Annotated in this window: 18 protein-coding genes; 4 read left to right on the top strand and 14 right to left on the bottom strand. The window is 56.3% G+C overall.

The features are described 5' to 3' along the window. The 3 genes from PHA01_RS05295 to PHA01_RS05285 form a co-directional block, all read right to left on the bottom strand. Window positions 1-207, bottom strand: a complete 207-nt coding sequence (locus tag PHA01_RS05295) for a hypothetical protein (RefSeq protein ID WP_271893809.1) — start codon at window positions 205-207, stop codon at window positions 1-3. Beyond that, entirely contained in the window at window positions 207-1,736 is a 1,530-nt protein-coding gene (gene sufB / locus PHA01_RS05290) for a Fe-S cluster assembly protein SufB (RefSeq protein ID WP_112530944.1), read from the bottom strand. The genes PHA01_RS05295 and sufB overlap by 1 nt, the downstream gene beginning before the upstream one ends. Before the next feature lie 168 nt (window positions 1,737-1,904). Then, the gene (locus PHA01_RS05285) at window positions 1,905-3,080 is read right to left on the bottom strand and encodes a cysteine desulfurase family protein (RefSeq protein ID WP_271893808.1); all 1,176 of its coding nucleotides are present in this window, start codon (window positions 3,078-3,080) and stop codon (window positions 1,905-1,907) included. A 338-nt stretch (window positions 3,081-3,418) separates the two neighbouring features. Here PHA01_RS05285 and PHA01_RS05280 point away from each other — a divergent pair, with 338 nt between their 5' ends. Further along, window positions 3,419-4,093: an alpha/beta hydrolase gene (locus PHA01_RS05280; RefSeq protein WP_027231414.1), complete on the top strand. Its 675-nt coding sequence runs from the start codon at window positions 3,419-3,421 to the stop codon at window positions 4,091-4,093. On the opposite strand, the gene PHA01_RS05275 is transcribed toward PHA01_RS05280, so the two are convergent. Then, window positions 4,090-5,220 (bottom strand): anhydro-N-acetylmuramic acid kinase, encoded by a 1,131-nt coding sequence (locus tag PHA01_RS05275; protein WP_271893807.1) that lies wholly within the window; start codon window positions 5,218-5,220, stop codon window positions 4,090-4,092. The genes PHA01_RS05280 and PHA01_RS05275 overlap by 4 nt on opposite strands. Window positions 5,221-5,322: 102 nt before the next feature. On the opposite strand from PHA01_RS05275, the gene tyrS reads away from it, so the two are divergent. After that, the gene (gene tyrS / locus PHA01_RS05270; protein ID WP_271893806.1) at window positions 5,323-6,576 is read left to right on the top strand and encodes a tyrosine--tRNA ligase; all 1,254 of its coding nucleotides are present in this window, start codon (window positions 5,323-5,325) and stop codon (window positions 6,574-6,576) included. A gap of 209 nt (window positions 6,577-6,785) precedes the next feature. On the opposite strand, the gene PHA01_RS05265 is transcribed toward tyrS, so the two are convergent. Next, the gene (locus PHA01_RS05265) at window positions 6,786-10,217 is read right to left on the bottom strand and encodes a YhdP family protein (RefSeq protein ID WP_271893804.1); all 3,432 of its coding nucleotides are present in this window, start codon (window positions 10,215-10,217) and stop codon (window positions 6,786-6,788) included. Window positions 10,218-10,325: 108 nt separating this feature from the next. On the opposite strand from PHA01_RS05265, the gene PHA01_RS05260 reads away from it, so the two are divergent. Further along, entirely contained in the window at window positions 10,326-10,799 is a 474-nt protein-coding gene (locus tag PHA01_RS05260) for a peroxiredoxin (protein ID WP_112530939.1), read from the top strand. Between the two features lie 117 nt (window positions 10,800-10,916). After that, window positions 10,917-12,200 carry a M23 family metallopeptidase gene (locus tag PHA01_RS05255; protein WP_271893803.1) on the top strand — a complete coding sequence of 428 codons (1,284 nt, stop codon included), beginning with the start codon at window positions 10,917-10,919 and terminating at the stop codon, window positions 12,198-12,200. Between the two features lie 32 nt (window positions 12,201-12,232). Here PHA01_RS05255 and prfB read toward each other — a convergent pair. The 9 genes from prfB to PHA01_RS05210 form a co-directional block, all read right to left on the bottom strand. Continuing rightward, window positions 12,233-13,361, bottom strand: a protein-coding gene (gene prfB, locus PHA01_RS05250; RefSeq protein ID WP_271893802.1) for a peptide chain release factor 2 whose coding sequence is annotated in 2 segments (ribosomal slippage) — window positions 12,233-13,291 and window positions 13,293-13,361 — 1,128 coding nt in all. Because the reading frame shifts where the segments join, the coding sequence is not laid out codon by codon here. 214 nt (window positions 13,362-13,575) lie between these two features. Next, window positions 13,576-16,035, bottom strand: a complete 2,460-nt coding sequence (locus PHA01_RS05245; protein ID WP_271893801.1) for a penicillin-binding protein 1A — start codon at window positions 16,033-16,035, stop codon at window positions 13,576-13,578. 328 nt (window positions 16,036-16,363) lie between these two features. After that, on the bottom strand, window positions 16,364-16,543 hold the full coding sequence (locus PHA01_RS05240; protein WP_271893799.1) for a hypothetical protein: 180 nt from the start codon (window positions 16,541-16,543) through the stop codon (window positions 16,364-16,366). A 268-nt stretch (window positions 16,544-16,811) separates the two neighbouring features. Beyond that, window positions 16,812-17,177 carry a GFA family protein gene (locus PHA01_RS05235; protein ID WP_271893798.1) on the bottom strand — a complete coding sequence of 122 codons (366 nt, stop codon included), beginning with the start codon at window positions 17,175-17,177 and terminating at the stop codon, window positions 16,812-16,814. 75 nt (window positions 17,178-17,252) lie between these two features. After that, entirely contained in the window at window positions 17,253-18,431 is a 1,179-nt protein-coding gene (locus tag PHA01_RS05230) for a BaiN/RdsA family NAD(P)/FAD-dependent oxidoreductase (protein WP_271893797.1), read from the bottom strand. After that, on the bottom strand, window positions 18,428-19,222 hold the full coding sequence (locus PHA01_RS05225; RefSeq protein ID WP_271893795.1) for a YdcF family protein: 795 nt from the start codon (window positions 19,220-19,222) through the stop codon (window positions 18,428-18,430). Before PHA01_RS05225 ends, PHA01_RS05230 begins: the two co-directional genes overlap by 4 nt. Before the next feature lies 1 nt (window position 19,223). Continuing rightward, window positions 19,224-19,709: a GNAT family N-acetyltransferase gene (locus PHA01_RS05220; RefSeq protein ID WP_271893794.1), complete on the bottom strand. Its 486-nt coding sequence runs from the start codon at window positions 19,707-19,709 to the stop codon at window positions 19,224-19,226. Between the two features lie 10 nt (window positions 19,710-19,719). Then, window positions 19,720-21,201, bottom strand: a complete 1,482-nt coding sequence (gene gatA, locus PHA01_RS05215; RefSeq protein WP_271893793.1) for an Asp-tRNA(Asn)/Glu-tRNA(Gln) amidotransferase subunit GatA — start codon at window positions 21,199-21,201, stop codon at window positions 19,720-19,722. A gap of 15 nt (window positions 21,202-21,216) precedes the next feature. Then, entirely contained in the window at window positions 21,217-21,699 is a 483-nt protein-coding gene (locus PHA01_RS05210; RefSeq protein WP_271893791.1) for a GNAT family N-acetyltransferase, read from the bottom strand. Between the last annotated feature and the right edge of the window lie 8 nt (window positions 21,700-21,707).

Here is a 21,707-nt window from a genome sequence, read left to right as displayed (position 1 = left end):
CTATGATGAGCTCTCACCGCTGAGGGTCTTGAGGCGCTCGACCACTGACGCAAGTTCCTTGCGCGCTCTGATCAGTTCCGGTTCGAGGACCCTTTCCGTCGCGGTAGACGAACGCGCAATCGTATCAGTCAACTCGTCGATCACTTCACCCAGTTCTTCATAACGCCGGCGAAGCCTGTCGAGTGCGTCAGTAGTGATTGGTGCCATTATCCGACGCTCCCCTCGAGACTGATGCCGATAAGCTTCTGCGCTTCAACGGCAAATTCCATCGGCAGTTCCTGTATGACTTCCTTGACGAAGCCATTGACGATGAGTGCAATCGCCTCTTCTTCCGGAATGCCGCGCTGCATCACATAGAACAGCGCATCTTCCGAGATCTTCGAGGTAGTCGCCTCGTGCTCGAATTGCGCAGTCGCATTCTTGGCCTCGATGTAGGGCACCGTATGCGCACCGCAATCATTACCGATCAACAGCGAGTCGCACTGGGTGAAGTTGCGGGCGTTCTCCGCCTTGCGATGGGCCGAAACCTGACCGCGATAGGTGTTGTTCGACTTACCCGCCGAGATACCCTTCGAGATGATGCGGCTCGACGTGTTCTTGCCCAGATGCAGCATCTTGGTGCCGCTGTCGATCTGCTGATGACCATTGGAAACGGCAATCGAGTAGAATTCGCCGCGTGAATTGTCGCCGCGCAGAATGACGGAAGGATATTTCCAGGTGATCGCGGAACCGGTCTCGACCTGCGTCCATGAAATCTTGGAATTAACGCCGCGGCAATCGCCACGCTTGGTGACGAAGTTGTAGATGCCGCCCTTACCTTCCGCGTCGCCGGGGAACCAGTTCTGCACCGTCGAATATTTGATCTCGGCGTCATCGAGTGCAATCAGCTCGACAACAGCCGCATGCAGCTGGTTTTCGTCGCGCTGCGGTGCCGTGCAGCCCTCGAGGTAGGACACATACGCACCTTCTTCCGCGATGATCAGCGTCCGCTCGAACTGGCCGGTATCCCGCTCGTTGATGCGGAAATAGGTGGAAAGCTCCATCGGGCAGCGCACGCCCTTCGGCACATAGACAAACGAACCGTCAGTGAAGACAGCCGAATTCAACGTCGCGTAGAAATTATCCGAAACCGGAACAACCGTTGCGAGATACTTCTTCACCAGATCCGGATGTTCGCGGATCGCTTCGGAGATCGAGCAGAAGATGACACCGGCTTTTGCCAGTTCGGCCTTGAATGTCGTGACCACCGAGACGCTGTCGAACACAGCATCGACCGCGACGCGGCCGGACTTGTAGACATTGTCGCTGGCTTCTTCGTCTTCGTCGCTGGGGCTCGCTTCGCCGACCTTGCGTACACCCGCGAGGATTTCCTGCTCTTTCAGCGGAATTCCCAGCTTCTCATAGGTGCGCAGCAGCTCCGGATCGACATCGGCAAGCGACGTCGGGCCGGTCTGGTTCTTCGGACCGGCGTAATAAACCATGTCCTGGAAGTCGATCTTTGGATAATTCACACGCGCCCACGTGGGCTCTTCCATCGTTAGCCAGCGTTCATAAGCCTTCAGACGCCATTCAAGCATCCAGTCCGGCTCATTCTTCTTGGCAGAGATAAAGCGAATGATATCTGCATTAAGGCCCTTCGGCGCCTTATCCATTTCGATAAGGGTTTCAAAGCCGTATTTGTACTGGTCCACGTCAAGCGTACGGACCCGGTCAATGGTTTCCTGCACTGCAGGCATTGGCGTTCTCCATCCACGCGGGGTTCAAGGTCCCGCAGTTGCAAACGTCAAGGCAGTATGTCGTCTTGAATATCTGCCTCTATGTAGTGCGCAATCGCACGATTTAACACCGGTATTCACCGGATTTTTTTCAATTAACGGCGATAATCCGCCAATAATCGAATTTCTTTATGCGGCATCGGCCGCGGCTGGTTTCGAGCGATCGCGTCGTGCGACCATAATCTTCAGCGCTTCCAGAAAAAGCGCGATCTCTTCGTCACTCGTATCCGGCCCTGTCGAGACCCGCAGACCGCCTGTTCCATCGCCATATCCCATCGCCGCAAGCACCTGGCTTGGCCCGACTTTTCCGGATGAACAGGCGGACCCGGCCGATAGCGCGATTCCGGCAAGATCGAAAGCGATCTGTGCCGTCTCCGCTTTCAACTCGGCCAGTGAAAACATGGTGGTGTTCGGCAGGCGGTCAACAGCCTCACCATAGATAAAGGCGTCAGGCGCGATCGCCCGCACGGTCTGTTCTATCATTTCGCGTTTCTGTGTTGGCCAGCCGCCAGAATCCAGACGTTCCCTGGCCACGCGTGCCGCTGCGCCGAACCCGGCAATAAGTGGCAATGCTTCGGTGCCGCCCCGATGGCCCTTTTCCTGTCCGCCACCGCGGATGATGGGCTTCGGCATCACCAGATCAGATACGGCCACGATTGCGCCAACACCTTTTGGACCACCGATCTTGTGCGACGACAGGATGAGATAATCCGCAGAAGATGTTGTAATATCGAGCGGAATTCGTCCGGCTGCCTGCACCGCGTCAACAATGAGGAATCCGCCGAACTCCTTCACCAAGGCGCCAATCTTCTCGATTGGCTGCAAGACACCGGTTTCGTTGTTGGCTGCCTGCACCGCAACAAGCGGCAGCCCCTGGTTGCGATCATGGGCAACAAGAAGCGCACGCAGCTGCTCCAGATCGAGCAGGCCGCTATCGTTAACACCCACCACCTCAACCTGATCTGCCGGAAACTGGCCGCCTGCAAGGATGCAAGGGTGCTCGCTTGCGCTGACATAAAGCCGCGAAAGGCGCATCGCCGCCCGCCCCATAGTATAATGTGGCGTCAGGAGGGTTGAAGCTGCCTCGGTCGCACCCGATGTAAAGACCACATGATCAGGCTTGGAGTTGACCAGCGCGGCGACATCGCGGCGCGCGGCTTCAAGAATTGTCTTGGTCGCACGGCCTTCCAGATGAACGGATGACGGATTGCCGGTCTGCATCAGCGCATTGACCACAGCATCGCGCGCTGCCGCAATCAGCGGCGCACTTGCATTGTAGTCGAGATAGGCGCGATTGCGGGCCATGCTTCTCCTGATTCCTGTTCTTTTGGTAAAAAGCGCAATTTTCTTGAAATTCAGCCTCGTACCAGCCTATTAAGCCGGTTCGAGATTAGTTCTACACCAGTTTTGAACGGTTCTAAACTGGTTTTATGGTCGCTGTTGATTGTCGTCAAGCCCGACAGATCAATAAGAGCCCGTTTGGAAAGTCGCTGCGGCGAGGCATATGGCGTGGTTTTCGAGAACCGGAGCGCAGCGTACATTAAGTACGTGAGCACCGGAAGCGCAGAAAACCGCCTCAGATGACCGCCGCAGCAGAGTTTCAAAACGGGCTCTAAGTAGCCACGGCGCAAACTGGAGTACACATGCCTGAAGTGATTTTCAACGGACCAGCGGGACGTCTTGAGGGCCGATACCAGCCTTCGACGGAAAAAAATGCCCCGATCGCGATTGTCCTGCATCCCCACCCGCAATTCGGCGGAACCATGAACAACAAGATCGTCTACGATCTGTTTTACATGTTCCAGCAGCGCGGGTTCACGACGTTGCGTTTCAATTTCCGGGGCATCGGCCGCAGCCAGGGCGAGTTCGATCATGGTTCAGGCGAGTTGTCGGACGCCGCCGGCGCGCTTGATTGGGTGCAGTCGCTCCATCCGGATTCCAAGACCTGCTGGGTCGCCGGTTATTCGTTCGGCGCCTGGATCGGCATGCAACTGTTGATGCGCCGCCCCGAGATCGAAGGATTTATCTCGGTCGCACCACAGCCAAACACCTATGATTTCTCATTCCTCGCGCCGTGCCCTTCTTCCGGACTGATCCTTCATGGCGATCAGGACAAAGTTGCACCGCCCAAGGATGTCCAGGGCCTGGTTGATAAGTTGAAGACGCAGAAGGGTATCACCATCACGCAGAAGACGATGGTTGGTGCCAACCACTTCTTCTCGGGCATGACCGACGAGGTCATCGCAGAATGCTCCGATTATCTCGATCGCCGTTTGAATGGCGAATTGGTCGAAGCCAAGCCGAAGCGCCTGCGCTAGGCAGGTTTGACGAGCACGCCCCCGGACACGGGGGCGCTGCAACCGGTTGTCGTTGGCCAGGTCAACGGCAACCCGTCCAGGGCCCGCACGGCGAGATAGGCCCAGGCTTCGGCTTCCATCGAATCGCCGTTGAACCCCAGATCCTCAGCAACGATAACCTTTGCCCCGGCATTGGCTGCGCCTTGCGTGAGATCGGCCATGATCGTCGCATTCTTGCGGCCGCCGCCGCAAATGACCCAGAGCGATGGTGTTTCTGGCGAATAGGCGCTGGCCTTGAGGACTGCATCGGCGGTCACTTTGGCCAAGGTCCGCGCGCCGTCTGAAAGTTCCAGATCGCCGAGGTCGGCAAGCGTAAAATCATTGCGATCGAGTGATTTCGGAGGAGCGAGATCGAAAAACGGTTTCGCCAGATAGCGTGTGACCGCCTGGCCTATCACCAGCCCTTCGCTGGCGATCGTACCGCCTGCATCGTAGGCGATGCCTGCCTTTTCGGAGACCCACTGATCGATCAACGTGTTACCCGGTCCGGTATCGAAGGCGACCGGATCAGAATTGCCGGAAACAATGGTGACGTTGGATATGCCGCCGATGTTGACGAAGACGACAGGCTTGCCCTTGTTGAGTTCAGGCGGAACCCGCGCAGCCAGCGCCTGATGATAGGCAGGCACCAATGGTGCGCCCTGCCCGCCATGCACCATGTCATTGGCCCGCATGTCGTAGACAACTGGAATGCCTGTCCGGTCAGCCAGCATTTTCCCATCGCCGAGCTGTACCGTCAGCGCCTGAAGCGGTCGGTGCAGAACTGTCTGACCATGAAAACCGATCACGTCGACATCGGCTTTACTCAGGCCGTGGCTCGAAAGAAAAACCGAAACCGCATCGCCGTGACGTTTTGTCAGCTCCGCTTCCATCACGCCAAGTTCACCTGGCCTCTCGGTTCTCGACCCGATTGATTTCGCATCGTCGAGACTGACTTCGATCTGGCGCTGGAAAGCACGTTCGTAGGGCATGAAGTCCGATGGACCGCGCCGCACTTCGCTTCTGCCATCAGTTTCGAGGAGTGCGATGTCGATTCCATCCATGGACGTTCCGCTCATCAGGCCGATTGCGCGCCGTATCGCTGCCAAGACACTGCCTTTCTTGTGATTCGATAGAGAATGATGTTAAACGGCTCCGTCTCTCACGGCACGCATTTCGTGCACGCCGATTCAATCTCAGGAAAATATCTAATGTCTGCCTTCAAATCCGAATTTCTGCACACGCTTTCAACGCGCGGCTTCATCCATCAGACCTCCGACGATGCTGGTCTGGATGCGCTCTTCGCCAAGGAAACCGTGTCGGCCTATATCGGCTTTGACCCAACGGCCTCCAGCCTCCACGCAGGCAGCCTGCTGCAGATCATGATGTTGCACTGGATGCAGAAGACCGGTCATCGTGCGGTGGCACTGATGGGCGGTGGTACCGGTATGGTCGGCGATCCATCCTTCAAGGATGAGGCGCGCAAGCTGATGACCCCGGAGATCATCCAGAGCAATATCGATAGCCTCAAGAAGGTCTTCGCCAATTACTTATCCTTCGGCGAAGGTCCGAAAGACGCGCTAATGGTCAACAATGCCGAATGGTTGTTGCCGCTCAATTACCTCGAGTTTCTGCGCGATGTCGGCCAGCATTTTTCCGTCAACCGCATGTTGTCCTTCGATTCGGTGAAGCAACGGCTCGACCGCGAGCAGTCGCTTTCCTTTCTTGAATTCAACTACATGATCCTGCAGGCTTATGATTTCGTCGAGCTTAACAAGCGCTATGGCTTGCGCCTGCAGATGGGCGGCTCGGATCAGTGGGGGAATATCGTCAACGGTATCGACCTCGGTCATCGCCTTGGCACGCCGCAGCTCTACGCCCTCACCTCGCCACTTTTGACCACTTCGTCAGGAGCGAAGATGGGTAAGTCGATGAATGGTGCGGTCTGGCTTAACGCAGATTTGCTGAGCCCCTACGATTTCTGGCAATATTGGCGCAACACCGAAGACGCCGATGTCGAGCGGTTCCTGAAACTCTACACGACCTTGCCGCTGGATGAGATCAGCCGCCTGGCCGCGCTGGGCGGGGCTGAAATCAACGAGACCAAGAAGGTTCTTGCCACGGAAATCACAGCGCTTCTTCACGGCCGCCATGCTGCGGAGGAAGCTGCGGAAACGGCCCGCAAGACTTTCGAGGAAGGCGCTTTGGCAACTAATTTGCCGACCGTCGAAATTGCAGGCAGCGACCTCGACGCTGGAATTGGCATTCTGGCGCTTCTCGTCAAAGCTGGTCTTGCCGGATCGAATGGTGAAGCGCGCCGGCACATCCAGGGCGGTGCTGTGCGGGTGAACGATGCCAGCATTTCCGATGAGAAGTCCCAAGTTGGGACGTCTGAAGTAACGGCAGAGGGCGTGATCAAACTCTCCCTCGGTAAGAAGAAGCATATTCTGGTGAAGCCGGTTTAGGTCGGCAGTCCATGCCGACTATCTCTCCCCTTGTGGGAGAGAAAGGATTTTCCTGGATTTAGCCTCTTTGCTAAATCCTTGGAAAACCCAAGAGAGGGGATTTGCCTCTAAAGCGCTTGATCCCCTCTCTTGCGATTTCTAGCACTTGGCAATCGCCAAGATGCTGAAATCGCTTTCTCCCCCACAAGGGGGGAGATAAGCAAAGCTCTCTACTGAAATTCAAAAATGGAACGGAAAATACCCGGCGCGATCACCGAAATCGGGTTGACGATGATCTGCGGCTGTTTCAATGGCCCGATCAATTTGTAGGTGATGCCGATCAACCCGCCATCGCGGCCATTACCAAGGAAAAGGCCAAGGATCGGGACATCGCCGAAGATACGGTTGATGCCGTAGGCGGGCATGAATGTACCTGTCAGTGACATGTTGCCCTGCGGATCGCTGAGCACGCCCTGGAACGTCGTGCCGATCGTCGAACCGCGGATAACGCCATTGGCTAGGTTGATATAATTCGAGCCTTTTTCGATTTGCGAGAAACCGCGGTCGAATGTCACTTTCGACACATCGATGTTCTTCTTCACCGCATCGTTGAGGCTCGTACCATTGGGCGCTGTGGATACAAGTTTGGCCAGACGCGGTTCGTTGACCAGTGTGAAATCGCGCGCGTCGATCTGTCCCCGCAAAGGACCATCACCCTTGGAATCGAGCGCAACATTGATGCTGCCCCCGGACATCTTATCGTAAAAACCGAAGAAGCGTAGCACCGCGCCTGCGTCCTTCGACTGCAGGCTGATAGACCGCGCACCACTTTCTGAACTATCGGCCGCCACTACTTTCTGTCCGGTTTTGGTTACGGCGTTGAAGGCAAGACCCGAAACATTTGAGCCAACGCCTTCAAAGGACAGGGAGACATTGCCAAAATTTTCGGAGTAAAAACCGGTCACGTTATCGATGTCGGCGTTGACCAGCACGCGCTGCTTGCTGTTGCTGTCATTGCCTCCGTTTTTTTTCTTGTCTGTTATCTGATTGAGCAAAGGGCGGGCGTCGAATGAACTGCCTTGCACACCGACCCGGTATCCATATTTGGTGCGGTCGACCTTTACGGCGATGTCATCACCGCGATTTAACCTGACGGTACCGAAGTTAGCCGAGGTCATGTCGCCATCCACGACATTCACATCGCCCTGCAAGCGGAAAGTGTCGCCGGAAATGTCAAGGTTGCGGATACTGGCGTTGTCTCCATCTTGCTGGAGCGAGAATTTCGCAGTCGCTTTTACGCCCGCTCCCTTGGTCCAACCGAGTTGTGCAAGTTTGATTTCCGCCTTCGTCAAGTCAGCGGTAGCGACCCGCGACCCGTCGGCCGCCTTGTCGATCTCCACGGAAATTGGGCCGGAAAGCAACGGATCAAGCGCCGGGAAAAGTGCGTTCCGGGTCTTGTCATCGAGTTGTAAAGTTACACTCTGTTCGCGCTTCGCCGTGTTTTTCCCCAAAGGTTCAAACATCGTCACTTCGGCCGGTATACCGTTCACCTTCGCGGTGGCCTCGATGCGCGCCTCATCCTGATTGACGGAGAGCGTTCCGTCAGCATCGGTTATTGTCTGCCCATCGATCTTTTTGGCGATCGAAACATTGGATAATTGCATGTCAGCCGACCATTTAAGGCTGCCGTCCGGTGCGTGCCGTGTCACCGGAAACGTCACGAGCACATTTGCCTTTACATCGCCTTTTATGTCCTCCGGGGCAAAAGGAAGGTTCTTCAAGCCGTTGATGGGTTTAAACCCGATAAATTCGGAGACGGCTGAAGCGTCGCCAACAACATTCAAATCAAGGTCGGACAGGACTGGACGCTGCGGCCCCCACGGAATGACAAGCTTTCCATCGACGATCTTCACCTCGTGATTGGCGGGCGTGATTGACGACCCCTTCTCTAGGCTTATCGTCGTATAGGCGCCTCGAACGCTGATTTTCCCGGCGGCGTTCCGAACAGCCGGTAGTTCTCCGATAATATCAAATCCCGCGTCCGTGACATTGAAATCGACTTCAACCTCATTATCCTCGAGGGGCGGCGGCTTGTCTGGTCCATTGAATCGTCCGGCCGGAAACGTCACTTTGATTGTGCTGTCCTTCGCCTCACCGTCGTGCATCTTGTCGATAAGCCAGCGTCGAGCACCCGTAGCGACCCAGATGGGCCATAGCTGCTTCACATCCGCGACCGGCATTTGGGGTATCTGCAGGTCAAGGTTCATCGCAGGTGAACCGCCGCCAAAAGTAACGCTGGCGTTGCCGGACAGCGAACTTTCCTTGCTTGCCAGCACTTCTATCTGCGAGACATCAAGGTGCTTCAACGTCAAATCATACCGGCCCGCAAGGCGCGCGTCGAAGGGAAGCGCCGGAACGGGGGAATCGGCAGGAGCTGATTTGGCATCTTTGGTGCTAAGTTCGAACTGGTAACCCGGATTGGCCGCTGACCCAGGAACAGGCGGCAGCGTCTCCCGTCCGATTGCTCCTTCGACAATACCCGTGAATCCACCGAAATGAATGTTCGACGGTTTGATCGCAATCTGGTCGACCCCGGATACGTGCTCGAAATTGATCTGCGAAGCCACTTTCATGTCTTCGACATTGCCAATTGTGACTGGTCCTTCGCTGACATTCAGCGCGCCCCAGACCCGTGAGGGCTCGGAAGCGGTCGCCGCCAAGCCATCCAGCTTCACCTCAGCCAGATTGTCGTAAGTTAGATAAGCGCCGTCTGGCTTGATGCCGTCTATATCCGGCACCGGTGGCGTGCCGAATTTACCTGCGAGCGGAATTTTGCTGACGGCCAGCGAAAAAGCTTCGATCTTCGCTCCGATCGCCGAACGCTTGGCCTGAGCGTTGATGTCGACTTGCTTTCCGCGCCACTCCACCGTGCCATTGATGGCAACCGGCCCACCGGTTTCCGATAGATCGAGATTGACGATGCGCAAGCGTTCGGGCGCTCCGGCGAGAGTAAAATCAAACGTTGTATCTGCAATTGAGATATCGCGCGTCTCGCGCTGATCAAGCAGCGATACCGCACTTTCGAGACCCGAAAAAATCGCTGCCGATGCACTGTCGAGATCGACAAGGCCGCGATCGTCCTTGGGCACCAAAGCCATGAAATCGAACGGCACAACCGAGGTGACCTTGATCTGCGCGCCGTCGAGTTCCAGCCGCTCGACCCGGATATTCCCATGTAACAGGGGCAAGGTTGCGAGGCCGATACGCACTGACCGCACATTGTTTATCTGGATACCGCGCTTTGCATCGGTGATATTTACGTCCCGCGCCTCAAGTGCAACGTGGTGGCGCTGGTCTAGAGAAATCTGCGCGGAATTGATCGTGGCATCTGCGTTCGGCCCGAGAACCGTTTGCAACGCGGTTTGCGCGCGCTGTGTCAGCGCCTCTCCCCCAATGCCGACGCGTAATATGACGAAAGCGATGCCGGCCAACACCGCGATAAGGATGGCAAAGGAGCATGTGGCACCGGCGGCGAAATGCAGCCGCGATCGCCTTCGAGGCGTCGCTACGGGAACCTCGTCTTGCTCGCAAGCAGAAGGATATTGGTGCAGTTTCGTGAAGTCCCGCTTTGTAAAGCGGACTCTTTTCGGTTTCTCTGTCAAATTCCAAAGCCAATTGAGGAATCAATTGGGAAACCGTAGACGATTCCCGCACCTCTCTATAATTGCGTAAGTAGCGATCGGGTTCAATCATCAAAGAAAGGCATTCCTATGACTATTTTGGATATCGGTAGCACCCCGCCGGACTTCACCTTGCCGCGTGATGGTGGCGGTACAATCACCCTGTCGGGCCTTCGCGGAAAGCCTGTCGTTCTCTATTTCTATCCGAAAGACGACACGAGCGGCTGCACCCAGGAAGCGATCGAATTCTCCGGTCTCAGACCGCAGTTCGAGAAGCTTGGTGCGAAGGTCATCGGAATGTCGCCAGACCCCGTCAAAAAACACGACAAGTTCAAGACCAAACATGATTTGAAAGTCGATCTCGTTGCGGACGAAGACAAGGCTATCATCGAAGCCTACGGTCTTTGGGTTGAGAAGAGCATGTATGGCCGGAAATATATGGGCGTGGAGCGGACGACTTATCTGATCGATTCGGCCGGCAAGATCGCCAAAATCTGGAACAAGGTAAAAGTTCCGGGACATGCGGCCGAAGTACTCGAAGCAACCAAGGCTCTTGGGACATAATTTGCCCGTTTTAGTTGCAATTTGATTGAAATACAGTGCAGTTGTCAGGATTTGTTAACCCTAACAGAGTGTAATCGCTGTATAAATTGAAGCTGCAAATCAACGGGCGTAGCCGCAATGAAGAAGCCTCAAAATACCAGCATCTTCGGCAGCACCAAAGAACCTCACACGATCATTATCGCGCGGGGCGAAACCGTCCGGCATTTTACCATCAAGCCGTGGATGGCACTTCTGGGTGGCACCCTCGCCCTTGGCTTAGCCGGCAGCTATCTCCTCGCGACATCCTATCTGGTCTTTCGCGACGATCTCATAACCGGCAGCGTCGCCCGCCAAGCCCGCTTGCAGCAGGCTTATGAAGACCGGATAGCTGCGCTGCGCATTCAGCTCGATCGCATCACAAGCCGGCAATTGCTCGACCAGAAATTGATGGACGGCAAAGTCAGCGAGCTCATTCAACGGCAAAGGGCACTGAGCGAGCGGCATGACAAGCTTGCGCCAGTGCTGCAGCGCGCTGAAAAAGCCGGGGCCGTATTGCCGGGAGACGCTGCCAATGCTCTTTCGATGGAGGGTAACGGTCAGGACGTGGTGAATTCCGACGATGCAGAAGGTTTTTACGGCATCGATCCAATCATTACGGGACCAACGACTTCAACACGCAAGCCGGAGCCTCGCCCCGACAAGGCCAAAACCAGCGTGGACAAGGCCGAGCTTTTGCTCAAGTCCGTCGATCATTCCTTGACCGGGATAGAATCCCGGCAGACTCAGCAAATGCAGAAGCTCTCCAACACCGCCTATGAGAGCGCCGACAGGATTATGGGAGCCCTGGCTGCGACCGGCGTGAAACCTGTTGCTGACGATGAGAATGCCGGTACGGGTGGACCATTGCTGCTGGCAAGCACAAATCCGACGTCCGGTTTCGACACAAAATTTGCCGATCTGGATGAGGCGGTACAGCGGCTCGAGAGCGCCAGGAGCCTTGCGAAATCCATTCCTATCGCCAATCCGGTCCCCGGAATGCCGGTTTCGAGCCCCTTTGGTTCACGCGCGGACCCGCTTCTTGGGATGGTCGCATTTCATTCCGGCATGGATTTTCGTGCCATATCGGGAAGCTCGGTACATGTCACCGCCAACGGAACGGTGACCGCCGCCGATTATACTGGCGGCTATGGCAATATGGTCGAAGTCGACCACGGTAACGGACTAACAACGCGCTACGGCCATTTGAGCCAGATTCTCGTAAGCGTCGGCCAGCGCGTGAAACTTGGCGATACGATCGGCAAGGTCGGCAGCACCGGCCGTTCGACGGGCCCTCATCTGCATTATGAAGTTCGCAGAAGCGGCAACGCGGTCAACCCTGTCGGGTATCTGGCGATCGGCCGAAAGCTGGCAGCCGAACTTTAAAACGACAATCAGGACGTCAGGCTACACCAAAATCACGCGATGTCTTCGACTTCGACATCCGATCCGTGCACGCGGTGGGCCAGAGCGGCCTCCATGAACATATCGACATCACCGTCGAGCACATCCTGCGGGCTTGTGCTTTCAACGCCGGTGCGCAGATCCTTCACCAGCTGATAGGGTTGCAACACGTAGGAGCGGATCTGATGTCCCCAGCCGATATCGGTCTTGGAGGCTGAAATCGCATCCGCGGCCTGTTCACGCTTTTCCAGTTCAGCCTCGTAAAGACGAGCGCGCAACATCGACCAGGCCGTCGCGCGGTTCTTGTGCTGCGAACGCTCCGCCTGACACTGCACGACAATACCCGTGGCGATATGCGTGATACGGACCGCCGAGTCGGTCGTGTTCACGTGCTGACCACCGGCACCGGATGCGCGATACGTATCGATGCGCACATCTGCTTCCGTGACCGCGATGTCGATATTGTCATCGACGACAGGATAGACCCAGATGCTCGAAAACGATGTGTGTCTGCGTGCATTGGAATCATAGGGCGAAATACGCACGAGCCGGTGTACGCCTGATTCAGTCTTCAAAAGACCGTAAGCATTGTGCCCTTTGACCAGGATGGTGGCAGATTTGATGCCAGCTTCTTCGCCATTGTGGACTTCGAGCAATTCGACTTTCATGCCCTTGCGCTCTGCCCAGCGCGTATACATGCGCAGGAGCATATTCGCCCAGTCCTGGCTTTCCGTACCGCCAGCACCGGAATGTACTTCCAGATACGTGTCGTTTGCGTCGGCTTCGCCAGAAAGCAACGTATCGATCTGGCGACGATCGACTTCCTGTTTGATCGCGCGGATATTCTCTTCCGCCTCTGTCACGATCGACTTGTCTTCTTCCTCCTCGCCCATGGCAATCAGTTCAACATTGTCGTCGAGAGATTGCGTCAGCGTGCGAATCGAATTGATGCCGTCTTCCAGCTGCTGGCGTTCACGCATCAGCTTTTGTGCTTCCTGCGCGTCGTTCCAGAGTGCAGGGTCTTCGGCGAGCTGATTCAGATAGCCCAGGCGTTTGATTGACGTATCCCAGTCAAAGATGCCTCCTCAGCAGGCTTATGGCCTGCTTGATCTCATCGACGAGGGTCTCGATTTCGGCGCGCATCGGCAATCCGTTCCTTCTCTATGCTCAAATTTCGGCGGACCATATTGACTGGTCCGCGCGATGTAAAGCGTTCAGATTTGCAAGAATTTATACAGCGATCCGCACAGAGGTGTGTTGAGATTCAGGTCAGGAAGAGCCGAAAATGGTGGTTTTCGAGCACCGGAGCGCAGAAAAACGCCATTTGCAGGCCGTCCTGGCATGAATGGAAATGCACCTAGAAGAGGCCGCCGCCTCCGCCCTGTATCGCCCGATTGACGTTCGGAGACTGCACGCCGACAGGCGAGCCCTCGGAGAACGTATCCATGCCGATGACGGAATAGCTGTCGGCAGGTCCTGTACCCGGCTTGAAGGCTTCCATGATCACATTTGGACCACCAGGCGATGCTCGCATGCCTGTCTTGCGATCGATCGGGAGGACAGCCATGCCTTCCGGTACGCGGAAATCGACGGAGCGCTGCCCCTGTAGCGCAGCTTCGGCAAAGTCCTTGAACACTGGTGCCGCGAGACCGCTACCGGTAAAACCGTGGCCCATAGGGGAAGGATTGTCATACCCAAGGTAGACACCGAAGACCAGATCCGGCGTGAAGCCGATGAACCACGCGTCTTTTTCATCGTTGGTGGTTCCGGTCTTGCCGGCAATCGGACGATTAAGGCTTTTCAGGATCGTCGCAGTGCCGCGCTGAACCACGCCTTCCATCATGGACGTGATCTGGTAGGCGGTCATCGGATCAAGCACCTGATCACGATCGTCGATCAGCTCGGGTTCCGGCTGGTTCTTCCACTCGTCCGCCGAACAATTATCGCACTTGCGTTCGTCGTGCTTGAAAATCGTCTTGCCGTAGCGGTCCTGAATCCGGTCGATCATCGACGGGGTTATCTTGCGGCCGCCATTTGCGATGATCGAATAGCCGGTGACCATCCGTAGTACCGTGGTTTCACCCGAGCCGAGCGCCATCGCGAGAACCGGCAGCATCTTGTCGTAAATGCCAAACCGCTCGGCATATTCGGCCACGAGTTTCATGCCCATGTCCTGGGCCAGTCGCACAGTCATCAAATTGCGCGACTGCTCGATACCGTAACGCAATGTGGAAGGCCCTGCGAATTTGCCGCCGTAGTTCTTCGGCGCCCAGATTCCAAGACTGCCGCCCTGATCGATGGAGATTGGCCCATCAAGCACCACCGAAGCCGGTGTATAGCCGTTATCGAGCGCGGCGGAGTAGACGAAAGGTTTGAAAGACGAGCCCGGCTGACGCATTGCCTGCGTTGCCCGGTTGAATTCGGATTCGGCAAAGGAGAAGCCGCCGACCATAGCAAGCACGCGCCCCGTATGCGGGTCCATCGCCACCGCGCCGCCTTCGATTTTCGGCACCTGATGAAGATCGAATTCCGCGTCGCTGCCCTCTTTCTTCTGAACGAAGATAACATCACCGACGTTGAACACGCTCTCCAGCGACTTGGCAGTGGTGCGCTTTTCATCAATGAGCAGGCGGAAAGCCCATTTGACATCGGCCGCTGCGATGGTGCCCTTCTTGCGTTCGGTGACAAGCTTGTCCGATGCGTCCCGCTCCGGCTGGAGCCCGATGGTGGCCTGCTCCGGTGTCACCTCAAGAACGACAGCCACCTGCCAATCGGGGACATCGGAAAACGCTTTTATCTCTGAAAGAGGAATGCCCCAGTCGCCGTTCGTCGAAATGGTCTTGTAGGCGCCGCGATAGCCTCGCGCTTCATCGTATTTGAAAAGGCCGTGCTGCAACGCTGCGCGCGCCTGCACCTGCATTTTCGGGTCGAGCGTTGTGCGAACCGACAGGCCGCCCTCGTAAAGCGCATTTTCGCCATAGCGGGCGATGATCTGCCGACGGACCTCTTCCGTGAAATATTCAGAAGCAAAGAGATAATTGCCGGTGTGACGCGGCGTAACGCCAAGTGGTTCCGCCTTGGCTACTTTTGCTTCCTCGGCGGTCACATAGCCATTTTCAGCCATGCGGTCGATCACCCAGTTACGGCGCTCGACGGCCCGATCCGGCTGCCGGAACGGGTGGTAGTTCGATGGCCCCTTGGGCAAGGCCGCCAGGTAAGCTGCTTCGGCCACGGTCAGTTCATTGACCGATTTGTTGTAATAGGTCAGCGCAGCCCCGGCGATACCGTAGGAGTTCAGGCCGAAGAAAATTTCGTTCAGATAGAGTTCGAGAATACGATCCTTGGAATAGGCCTGCTCGATGCGAAAGGAAAGAATCGCCTCCTTGACCTTACGTCCGATGGTCTGATCGTTGCTCAGGAGGAAGTTCTTGGCCACCTGCTGCGTGATCGTCGATGCACCAACCGGGCGGCGTGAGCCCCAATTCTGCACATTGGTGATGACGGCACGAGTAAGACCAGCAATATCCACACCGGGATGCTGATAGAAATTCTTGTCTTCGGCCGAGATAAATGCCGCCTTGACGCGATCAGGAACTGCCTGGATTGGCAAATAGAGCCGGCGCTGGCGTGCAAATTCAGCCATCAACGAACCGTCGGAAGAATGAATGCGTGTCATGACCGGCGGCTCATACTTCGCTAGTACTTCGTAGTCAGGCAGGTCTTTCGACATGTTGACAACGTAGAGCGCGACGGCACCCGCTCCCAGAAGCGCCATGACAGTGCCGATTCCGAAAAAATATCCGATCAAGCGTATCATTTGTATCCGGAACCCATTTCACCTGTTGGCATGTGCGTTACCAATGCATGAGCAGATCATGCAGATTGCATCGTGGAAGACACCAACCCCGAAGGCCTTCCCGGTCCGGCAATCGAATAGTGCAATGCCGGTAACTCGTTGACGCAATTGAGCGACAAATGTGACAAAGGCAAGGACAACCCGCGCGTGTTCACAATATAAATACCAATTGTGGGGTTTGGGCAACGCACGGAAGAGTGATTTTCTTTATAATCTTGAAGGCAACGAGCAGCTGCAAAGCCCCCACTGCTTCCTCTCTTCGCCGGCCGCCAGTTCAGTACCTGTTTGCCTAACTGGTCGTAATTCCGACTTTGCGCTGAATTTCTTCGATGGTTTCCTTCACGAAGAACGTTAGCCCCGCCGTGGTTGTCACAATGTGGGTCCCTGTTCCATACGGGTTGAAAGAGACGACGTGAGCGAAGTTAAGTGTAATGTGATCGCCATTGACGTCAGTCAGATTGATCCACATGGCCGTACCTCCCTGCTTGTAACGAACGTTAGGTCGTAAACTTATGAATCTGGTAGAAATGGCGCCTGAAACGGCAAGAAGATGCGAGGGAAGCGGAGGATATGGTCCATCTTTCCGGCAACATCGTCGCAAAGGACTTGAAAATGGATAAACATTTCCTTCGCCTTTGCTCCTTGTATCCGAAAAGATGGCCTCATACCATTTCCATCAGATTCATGAGTCTACGCCCTACCTCAGGGAAGCAGGATTCCCTCGTCGAGGCAATGACTTACCAGAGATTTCTCCCGTCCAGCGTTTCCACCGGCAACGAACCAATGTCGAAATTGTCAAAGAGGCGGACGTTGACGCTAATTCGTGGCTTGTCGAAATCCGGCTTGTAATCAGTCCATGTCGGCAATTGGGAAAATGTCCCGCAACCGCAGACGTTGCAGTGATGGTGCTTGCTAAAGCCATTGCGCGAATAGATCGCATCTGCCTCGGGCGTGACCGATAGCTTCACCTGATCGGGCGTATAATAAGCCCAGAGCGCGCCGCGTTTTGTGCAAAACGTACAGGTGCACGCCGTTGCAATGGCCGGCGCCTCACTGATTTCGAATTTGATTGCGCCACAGTGGCAACTTCCCAGAATTGTCATGAGCTACTCCGAGATCATTGGTTCATCCGGTAATGATAGCGATAGAGTTCACGATTGAAACCAATAATCGCGTTCCTATACGGCCTGCCCTGCAACCCAGCCAGATGACCATGCCCATTGGAAATTATAGCCGCCGAGCCAACCCGTTACGTCGACGACCTCACCGATAAAATAAAGACCTTTTGTGGATCTGGCTTCCATCGTTTTCTGGTCAAGCATATCCGTATCGACGCCGCCGAGCGTCACCTCCGCTGTACGGTAGCCTTCGGAACCTGCTGGTCTGACTTGCCATTCATTGACCGATTTTTCCACGGCAAGAAGCTGCTTGTCTGAAATATCCGCCAGATGCGTTTCTATGCTGCTGTTTTCCGCGATCAGTTGTGCCAGACGTTTTGGCAACAGTTCGCCAAGCGCCGTCTGCAGCGCTTGCCGGCCGTTGCGGGCGCGTGCAGCGCGTAATGCCTCGAAGACTTTGACACCCGGAAGCATGGCTACCGAAATCACATCACCTTCCCGCCAATAGGATGAAATCTGTAGGATAGACGGGCCGCTCAGACCGCGATGGGTAAAGAGCATGGCCTCGCTGAACCTGGTCTTGCCGTGACTCACAACTACATCGACAGAAATGCCAGACAGGGGCTTCAGTGGTACCAGGGTGTTCTCATCGAAAGTCAGTGGCACCAGCGCCGGCCGTGTTTCAGTGAGCGAAAGCCCAAATTGCCGGGCAATATCGTAACCGAAACCTGTCGCGCCCATTTTCGGTATGGATTTTCCGCCGCAAGCAACGACCAGGGACGAACACCGTACGCGTTCGCCCGACAGATCGAGTTCAAACGCATCGCCTGACTTCGCGACAGCATCGACGGTCGTGCGCAAACGGAGCTCAACCCCTGCCCGGTTCATTTCCGCAACCAGCATATCGATGATCTGCTTTGCCGAGCCATCGCAAAAGAGTTGACCGAGCGTCTTTTCATGCCAGGCAATGCCATGGCGATCAACGAACGCGATGAAGTCGCGCTGGGTGTAGCGGCGCAAGGCCGAAATGCAGAAATGCTGATTCTTGCTGATAAAGTTCTGCGGTGCCGCATTGAGATTGGTGAAATTGCAGCGGCCACCACCCGATATACGAATCTTTTCGCCGGGCGCTGCAGCATGGTCGACAATAAGAACTGAGCGGCCGCGCTTACCCGCCTCAATGGCGCACATCATGCCTGCGGCGCCAGCACCTATGATGAGGACGTCCACCTGTTTCATGGCGATGGCAAAAGCTCGCCTGTCCGTCCCGTCAGGCGGTAAGCGACCAGTCCGACCCATTCTCTGAGCGCTATCGACAGATTCTGCAGCGAATCCTGCGGATTGTCATGCGTAACGCCTATACCCTCGTCACCCGAGGTCCGGTAGTCGGAGGGCCATGGCACGACATCGAACCCGACCGTGCGAAAGATCCCCACGGAGCGCGGCATATGGAATGCCGAGGTAATCAGCACCCAGGTTTCGCCGGGTTTCGGCTTCACCATTTCCTTGGTGAAAACCGCATTTTCATAGGTGTTGCGCGACTGGCTTTCCATGATCAGCCGATCCGGGGCGATGCCGAGTGCCGTCAGCAAACGGGGTGCTGTCACGCCATCGCCCTCGCCCTTGAGCAACAAATTACCCGATCCACCCGTCACGACGACCTTGGCTTGCGGATGGCGCGCTGCGAGAATTGCCGCTTCGACAAACCGGTCGCCGCTGGAGTTCATCTCATAGCCGCCGCGGACAAGGTTCACACCGCCCTCGAAACCGCCCCCCAGCACAATGATCCCGTCGATCTTTTCCGGCAACGAGGCCGGTCGCTGAAAGCGATCCTCGAGCGGATGCATCATCAACGCGCCCAGCGACGTCCATGCACCAAGGCCGAGGATCAGAAAAGCCCCCGCCGCTGTCAGCAAAGCGAAACGCCGCCACGAGAGCAGCAGCGCAAAAAACGTAATACCGGTCAGCAATATGGAGAAATTCAGCGGCTCGGCGAAGAACCAGAGGATTTTGGACAGAGTGAAGAACATTCTATCTCAGCTCCGCCAGCATTTTTACCTTGTCCATCTCACGCTCGAGGCTCGTTGACCATTCCGGCCCCTGTTCGATGACAGTGAAGCCTTCGCGCTCGTAGAGACGGATGGCCTTCACATTGCGCGCATGGGTGCTGATCCGCGCACGCAAATACCCCGCGCCGCGAATATTGGACATCAAGGTTCGGAGAATTGCCGAACCTATCCCTTGGCCCTGAACGACGGGATCGACCCACAGATCGGAGATATAGTCGTTGTCCTCTTCCCGGGCGCCCCAGCCAAGGACGACGTTGTCCACTTCACCGACCAGAACGTTCCCGTAGGATGTTTCTGCGAAGGCGCGGAATGCCTTTTCGACATGCATTCGCATGCCAGGCAATTCGGGCTCGAACGAAAAAACGTTGGACGCCCAGGCGCGTGCGCCGACCACAGCAATGGCTGCAATGTCGGCCTCTGCTGCAGGTCGAATGCGAAATGAGGACATCTCGCTTAAGTTACCACCATTTCGGAGCGTTGAACTTGCCTGCCGCCTGTTCGATGACATAGGCGGTCTGGAACAGCGTTTCCTCGTCGAACGGCCGCCCGATCAGCTGCAGGCCAAGCGGCAGCCCGCGCGCATCGAGGCCAGCGGGGACAGCAATCCCTGGAAGACCGGCCATGTTCACGGTGACGGTGAAGATGTCGTTGAGATACATTTTGACCGGGTCAGCCGCCATGTCCTGATCGGCAATGCCAAACGCTGCCGAAGGCGTCGCCGGGGTCAGGATCGCATCGACACCCGCGTGAAAGACGTTCTCGAAGTCCTTCTTGATCAGGTTCCGCACCTTCTGCGCCTGGAGGTAGTAGGCGTCGTAATACCCGGCCGAAAGCACATACGTGCCGATCATGATGCGGCGCTTGACCTCTTCGCCGAAGCCGGTGGCGCGGGTCCTTTCGTACATGTCGACGATGTCCTTGCCTGGAACGCGCAGGCCGTAGCGTACGCCATCATAGCGGGCAAGGTTCGATGAAGCCTCGGCCGGGGCCACGATATAATAGGCAGGCAGCGCATATTTCGTATGCGGCAGCGAGATATCTACGATCGAAGCGCCGGCGTCTTTCAGCCATGCAATGCCCTGCTGCCACAGCTTTTCTATTTCTTCCGGCATACCGTCGACGCGGTACTCCTTGGGAATACCGATCTTGAGGCCGGCAAGCGGCTTGCCAATGGCCGATTCGTAGTCGGGTACAGCGATATCGACCGAGGTCGTGTCCTTCGCATCGACCGAAGCCATGGATTTGAGCAGTATCGCCGCATCGCGCACATCACGGGCAATCGGCCCGGCCTGATCCAGCGACGATGCAAAGGCGACGACACCCCAGCGCGAGCAACGGCCATAGGTCGGCTTGATGCCGACGGTGCCTGTGAATGCGGCCGGTTGGCGGATCGAGCCGCCGGTATCGGTGGCCGTGGCACCAGCGCAAAGCCGTGCGGCAACGGCAGCGGCCGAACCGCCAGACGAACCACCCGGCACAAGATCGGCATTGGAACCCTTGGCGCGCCACGGGTTTTTCACAGGCCCGTAATAAGAGGTTTCGTTCGACGAGCCCATGGCAAACTCATCCATGTTGAGCTTGCCGAGCATGACCGCGCCATCCGCCCAGAGATTGGCGGTGACGGTCGACTCGTAGTGCGGCTTGAATCCGTCGAGGATATGCGATGCAGCCTGGGTGTGAATGCCTTCGGTACCGAACAGGTCCTTGATGCCAAGCGGAATGCCTTCGAGCGCTCCGGCATTGCCCGAAGCAAGACGTGCATCCGAAGCTTTTGCCATCTGCAGCGCCTTTTCCGGCGTGGTGACGATATAGGCGTTCAGCGCCTCGTTAGCGTTCTCGATCGCCTGGATATAAGCGCCAGTCAGCTCCGTAGCGGTGATCGCCTTGGCTTTCAGCTGCTCGCGCGCCTCGGCAATGGTGAGAGCGGTCAGATCGGTCATAGTCTTTTCTGGTCCTTATTGAGCTGGCGCGAGGGTCAGCCACTTTTCGTAAAATGCACTGTGTTCGGAGTCCGGATAGTCGAGCAGGACGCCGCAACGCGTGAACCCGGATCGCTCATAAAGCCGATAAGCATCCGCAAATCCCTCGCCAGCGCCCGTCTCGAGAACAAGCCGCGTGATACCCTTTTCCTTGGCGAGTTCAGTTATGGCCTTGAGCAAGGCCGACCCGACGCGCTGACCCCGCACCGTCGGCCGGGTGAACATGCGCTTCACCTCGCCAACGTGGTTTCCGTGGTCTTTCAAAGCGCCGCAACCGACTGCCGCACCATTCTCGTCACGCGCCACGAAAACCGTCGTATCTGCACCCGCCATCTGCTCCACAGTCATCTTGAACTGGAACTCGATGGGCGAAAGCGGTAAAAGATGATCGTTCAGGTCGCTGACCAGCGCCCTGACGTCATCCTGCAGCGGCGTTTCAATGGCAACGGAAATAGCCATCGCTCAGC

This window comes from Candidatus Phyllobacterium onerii, assembly GCF_028331445.1.
Lineage (GTDB): Bacteria > Pseudomonadota > Alphaproteobacteria > Rhizobiales > Rhizobiaceae > Phyllobacterium > Phyllobacterium onerii.
The sequence above is the reverse complement of the archived record's forward strand: the minus strand, read 5'-3'. Positions and strand labels throughout refer to the sequence as shown.

What these genes read in the sequence shown, in the direction of transcription:
- PHA01_RS05295 (WP_271893809.1), bottom strand. Translation starts at nt 207, where the DNA reads ATGGCACCAATCACTACTGACGCACTCGACAGGCTTCGCCGGCGTTAT.
- sufB (WP_112530944.1), bottom strand. Translation starts at nt 1,736, where the DNA reads ATGCCTGCAGTGCAGGAAACCATTGACCGGGTCCGTACGCTTGACGTG.
- PHA01_RS05285 (WP_271893808.1), bottom strand. Translation starts at nt 3,080, where the DNA reads ATGGCCCGCAATCGCGCCTATCTCGACTACAATGCAAGTGCGCCGCTG.
- PHA01_RS05280 (WP_027231414.1), top strand. Translation starts at nt 3,419, where the DNA reads ATGCCTGAAGTGATTTTCAACGGACCAGCGGGACGTCTTGAGGGCCGA.
- tyrS (WP_271893806.1), top strand. Translation starts at nt 5,323, where the DNA reads ATGTCTGCCTTCAAATCCGAATTTCTGCACACGCTTTCAACGCGCGGC.
- PHA01_RS05260 (WP_112530939.1), top strand. Translation starts at nt 10,326, where the DNA reads ATGACTATTTTGGATATCGGTAGCACCCCGCCGGACTTCACCTTGCCG.
- PHA01_RS05255 (WP_271893803.1), top strand. Translation starts at nt 10,917, where the DNA reads ATGAAGAAGCCTCAAAATACCAGCATCTTCGGCAGCACCAAAGAACCT.
- PHA01_RS05245 (WP_271893801.1), bottom strand. Translation starts at nt 16,035, where the DNA reads ATGATACGCTTGATCGGATATTTTTTCGGAATCGGCACTGTCATGGCG.
- PHA01_RS05240 (WP_271893799.1), bottom strand. Translation starts at nt 16,543, where the DNA reads ATGTGGATCAATCTGACTGACGTCAATGGCGATCACATTACACTTAAC.
- PHA01_RS05235 (WP_271893798.1), bottom strand. Translation starts at nt 17,177, where the DNA reads ATGACAATTCTGGGAAGTTGCCACTGTGGCGCAATCAAATTCGAAATC.
- PHA01_RS05230 (WP_271893797.1), bottom strand. Translation starts at nt 18,431, where the DNA reads ATGAAACAGGTGGACGTCCTCATCATAGGTGCTGGCGCCGCAGGCATG.
- PHA01_RS05225 (WP_271893795.1), bottom strand. Translation starts at nt 19,222, where the DNA reads ATGTTCTTCACTCTGTCCAAAATCCTCTGGTTCTTCGCCGAGCCGCTG.
- PHA01_RS05220 (WP_271893794.1), bottom strand. Translation starts at nt 19,709, where the DNA reads ATGTCCTCATTTCGCATTCGACCTGCAGCAGAGGCCGACATTGCAGCC.
- gatA (WP_271893793.1), bottom strand. Translation starts at nt 21,201, where the DNA reads ATGACCGATCTGACCGCTCTCACCATTGCCGAGGCGCGCGAGCAGCTG.
- PHA01_RS05210 (WP_271893791.1), bottom strand. Translation starts at nt 21,699, where the DNA reads ATGGCTATTTCCGTTGCCATTGAAACGCCGCTGCAGGATGACGTCAGG.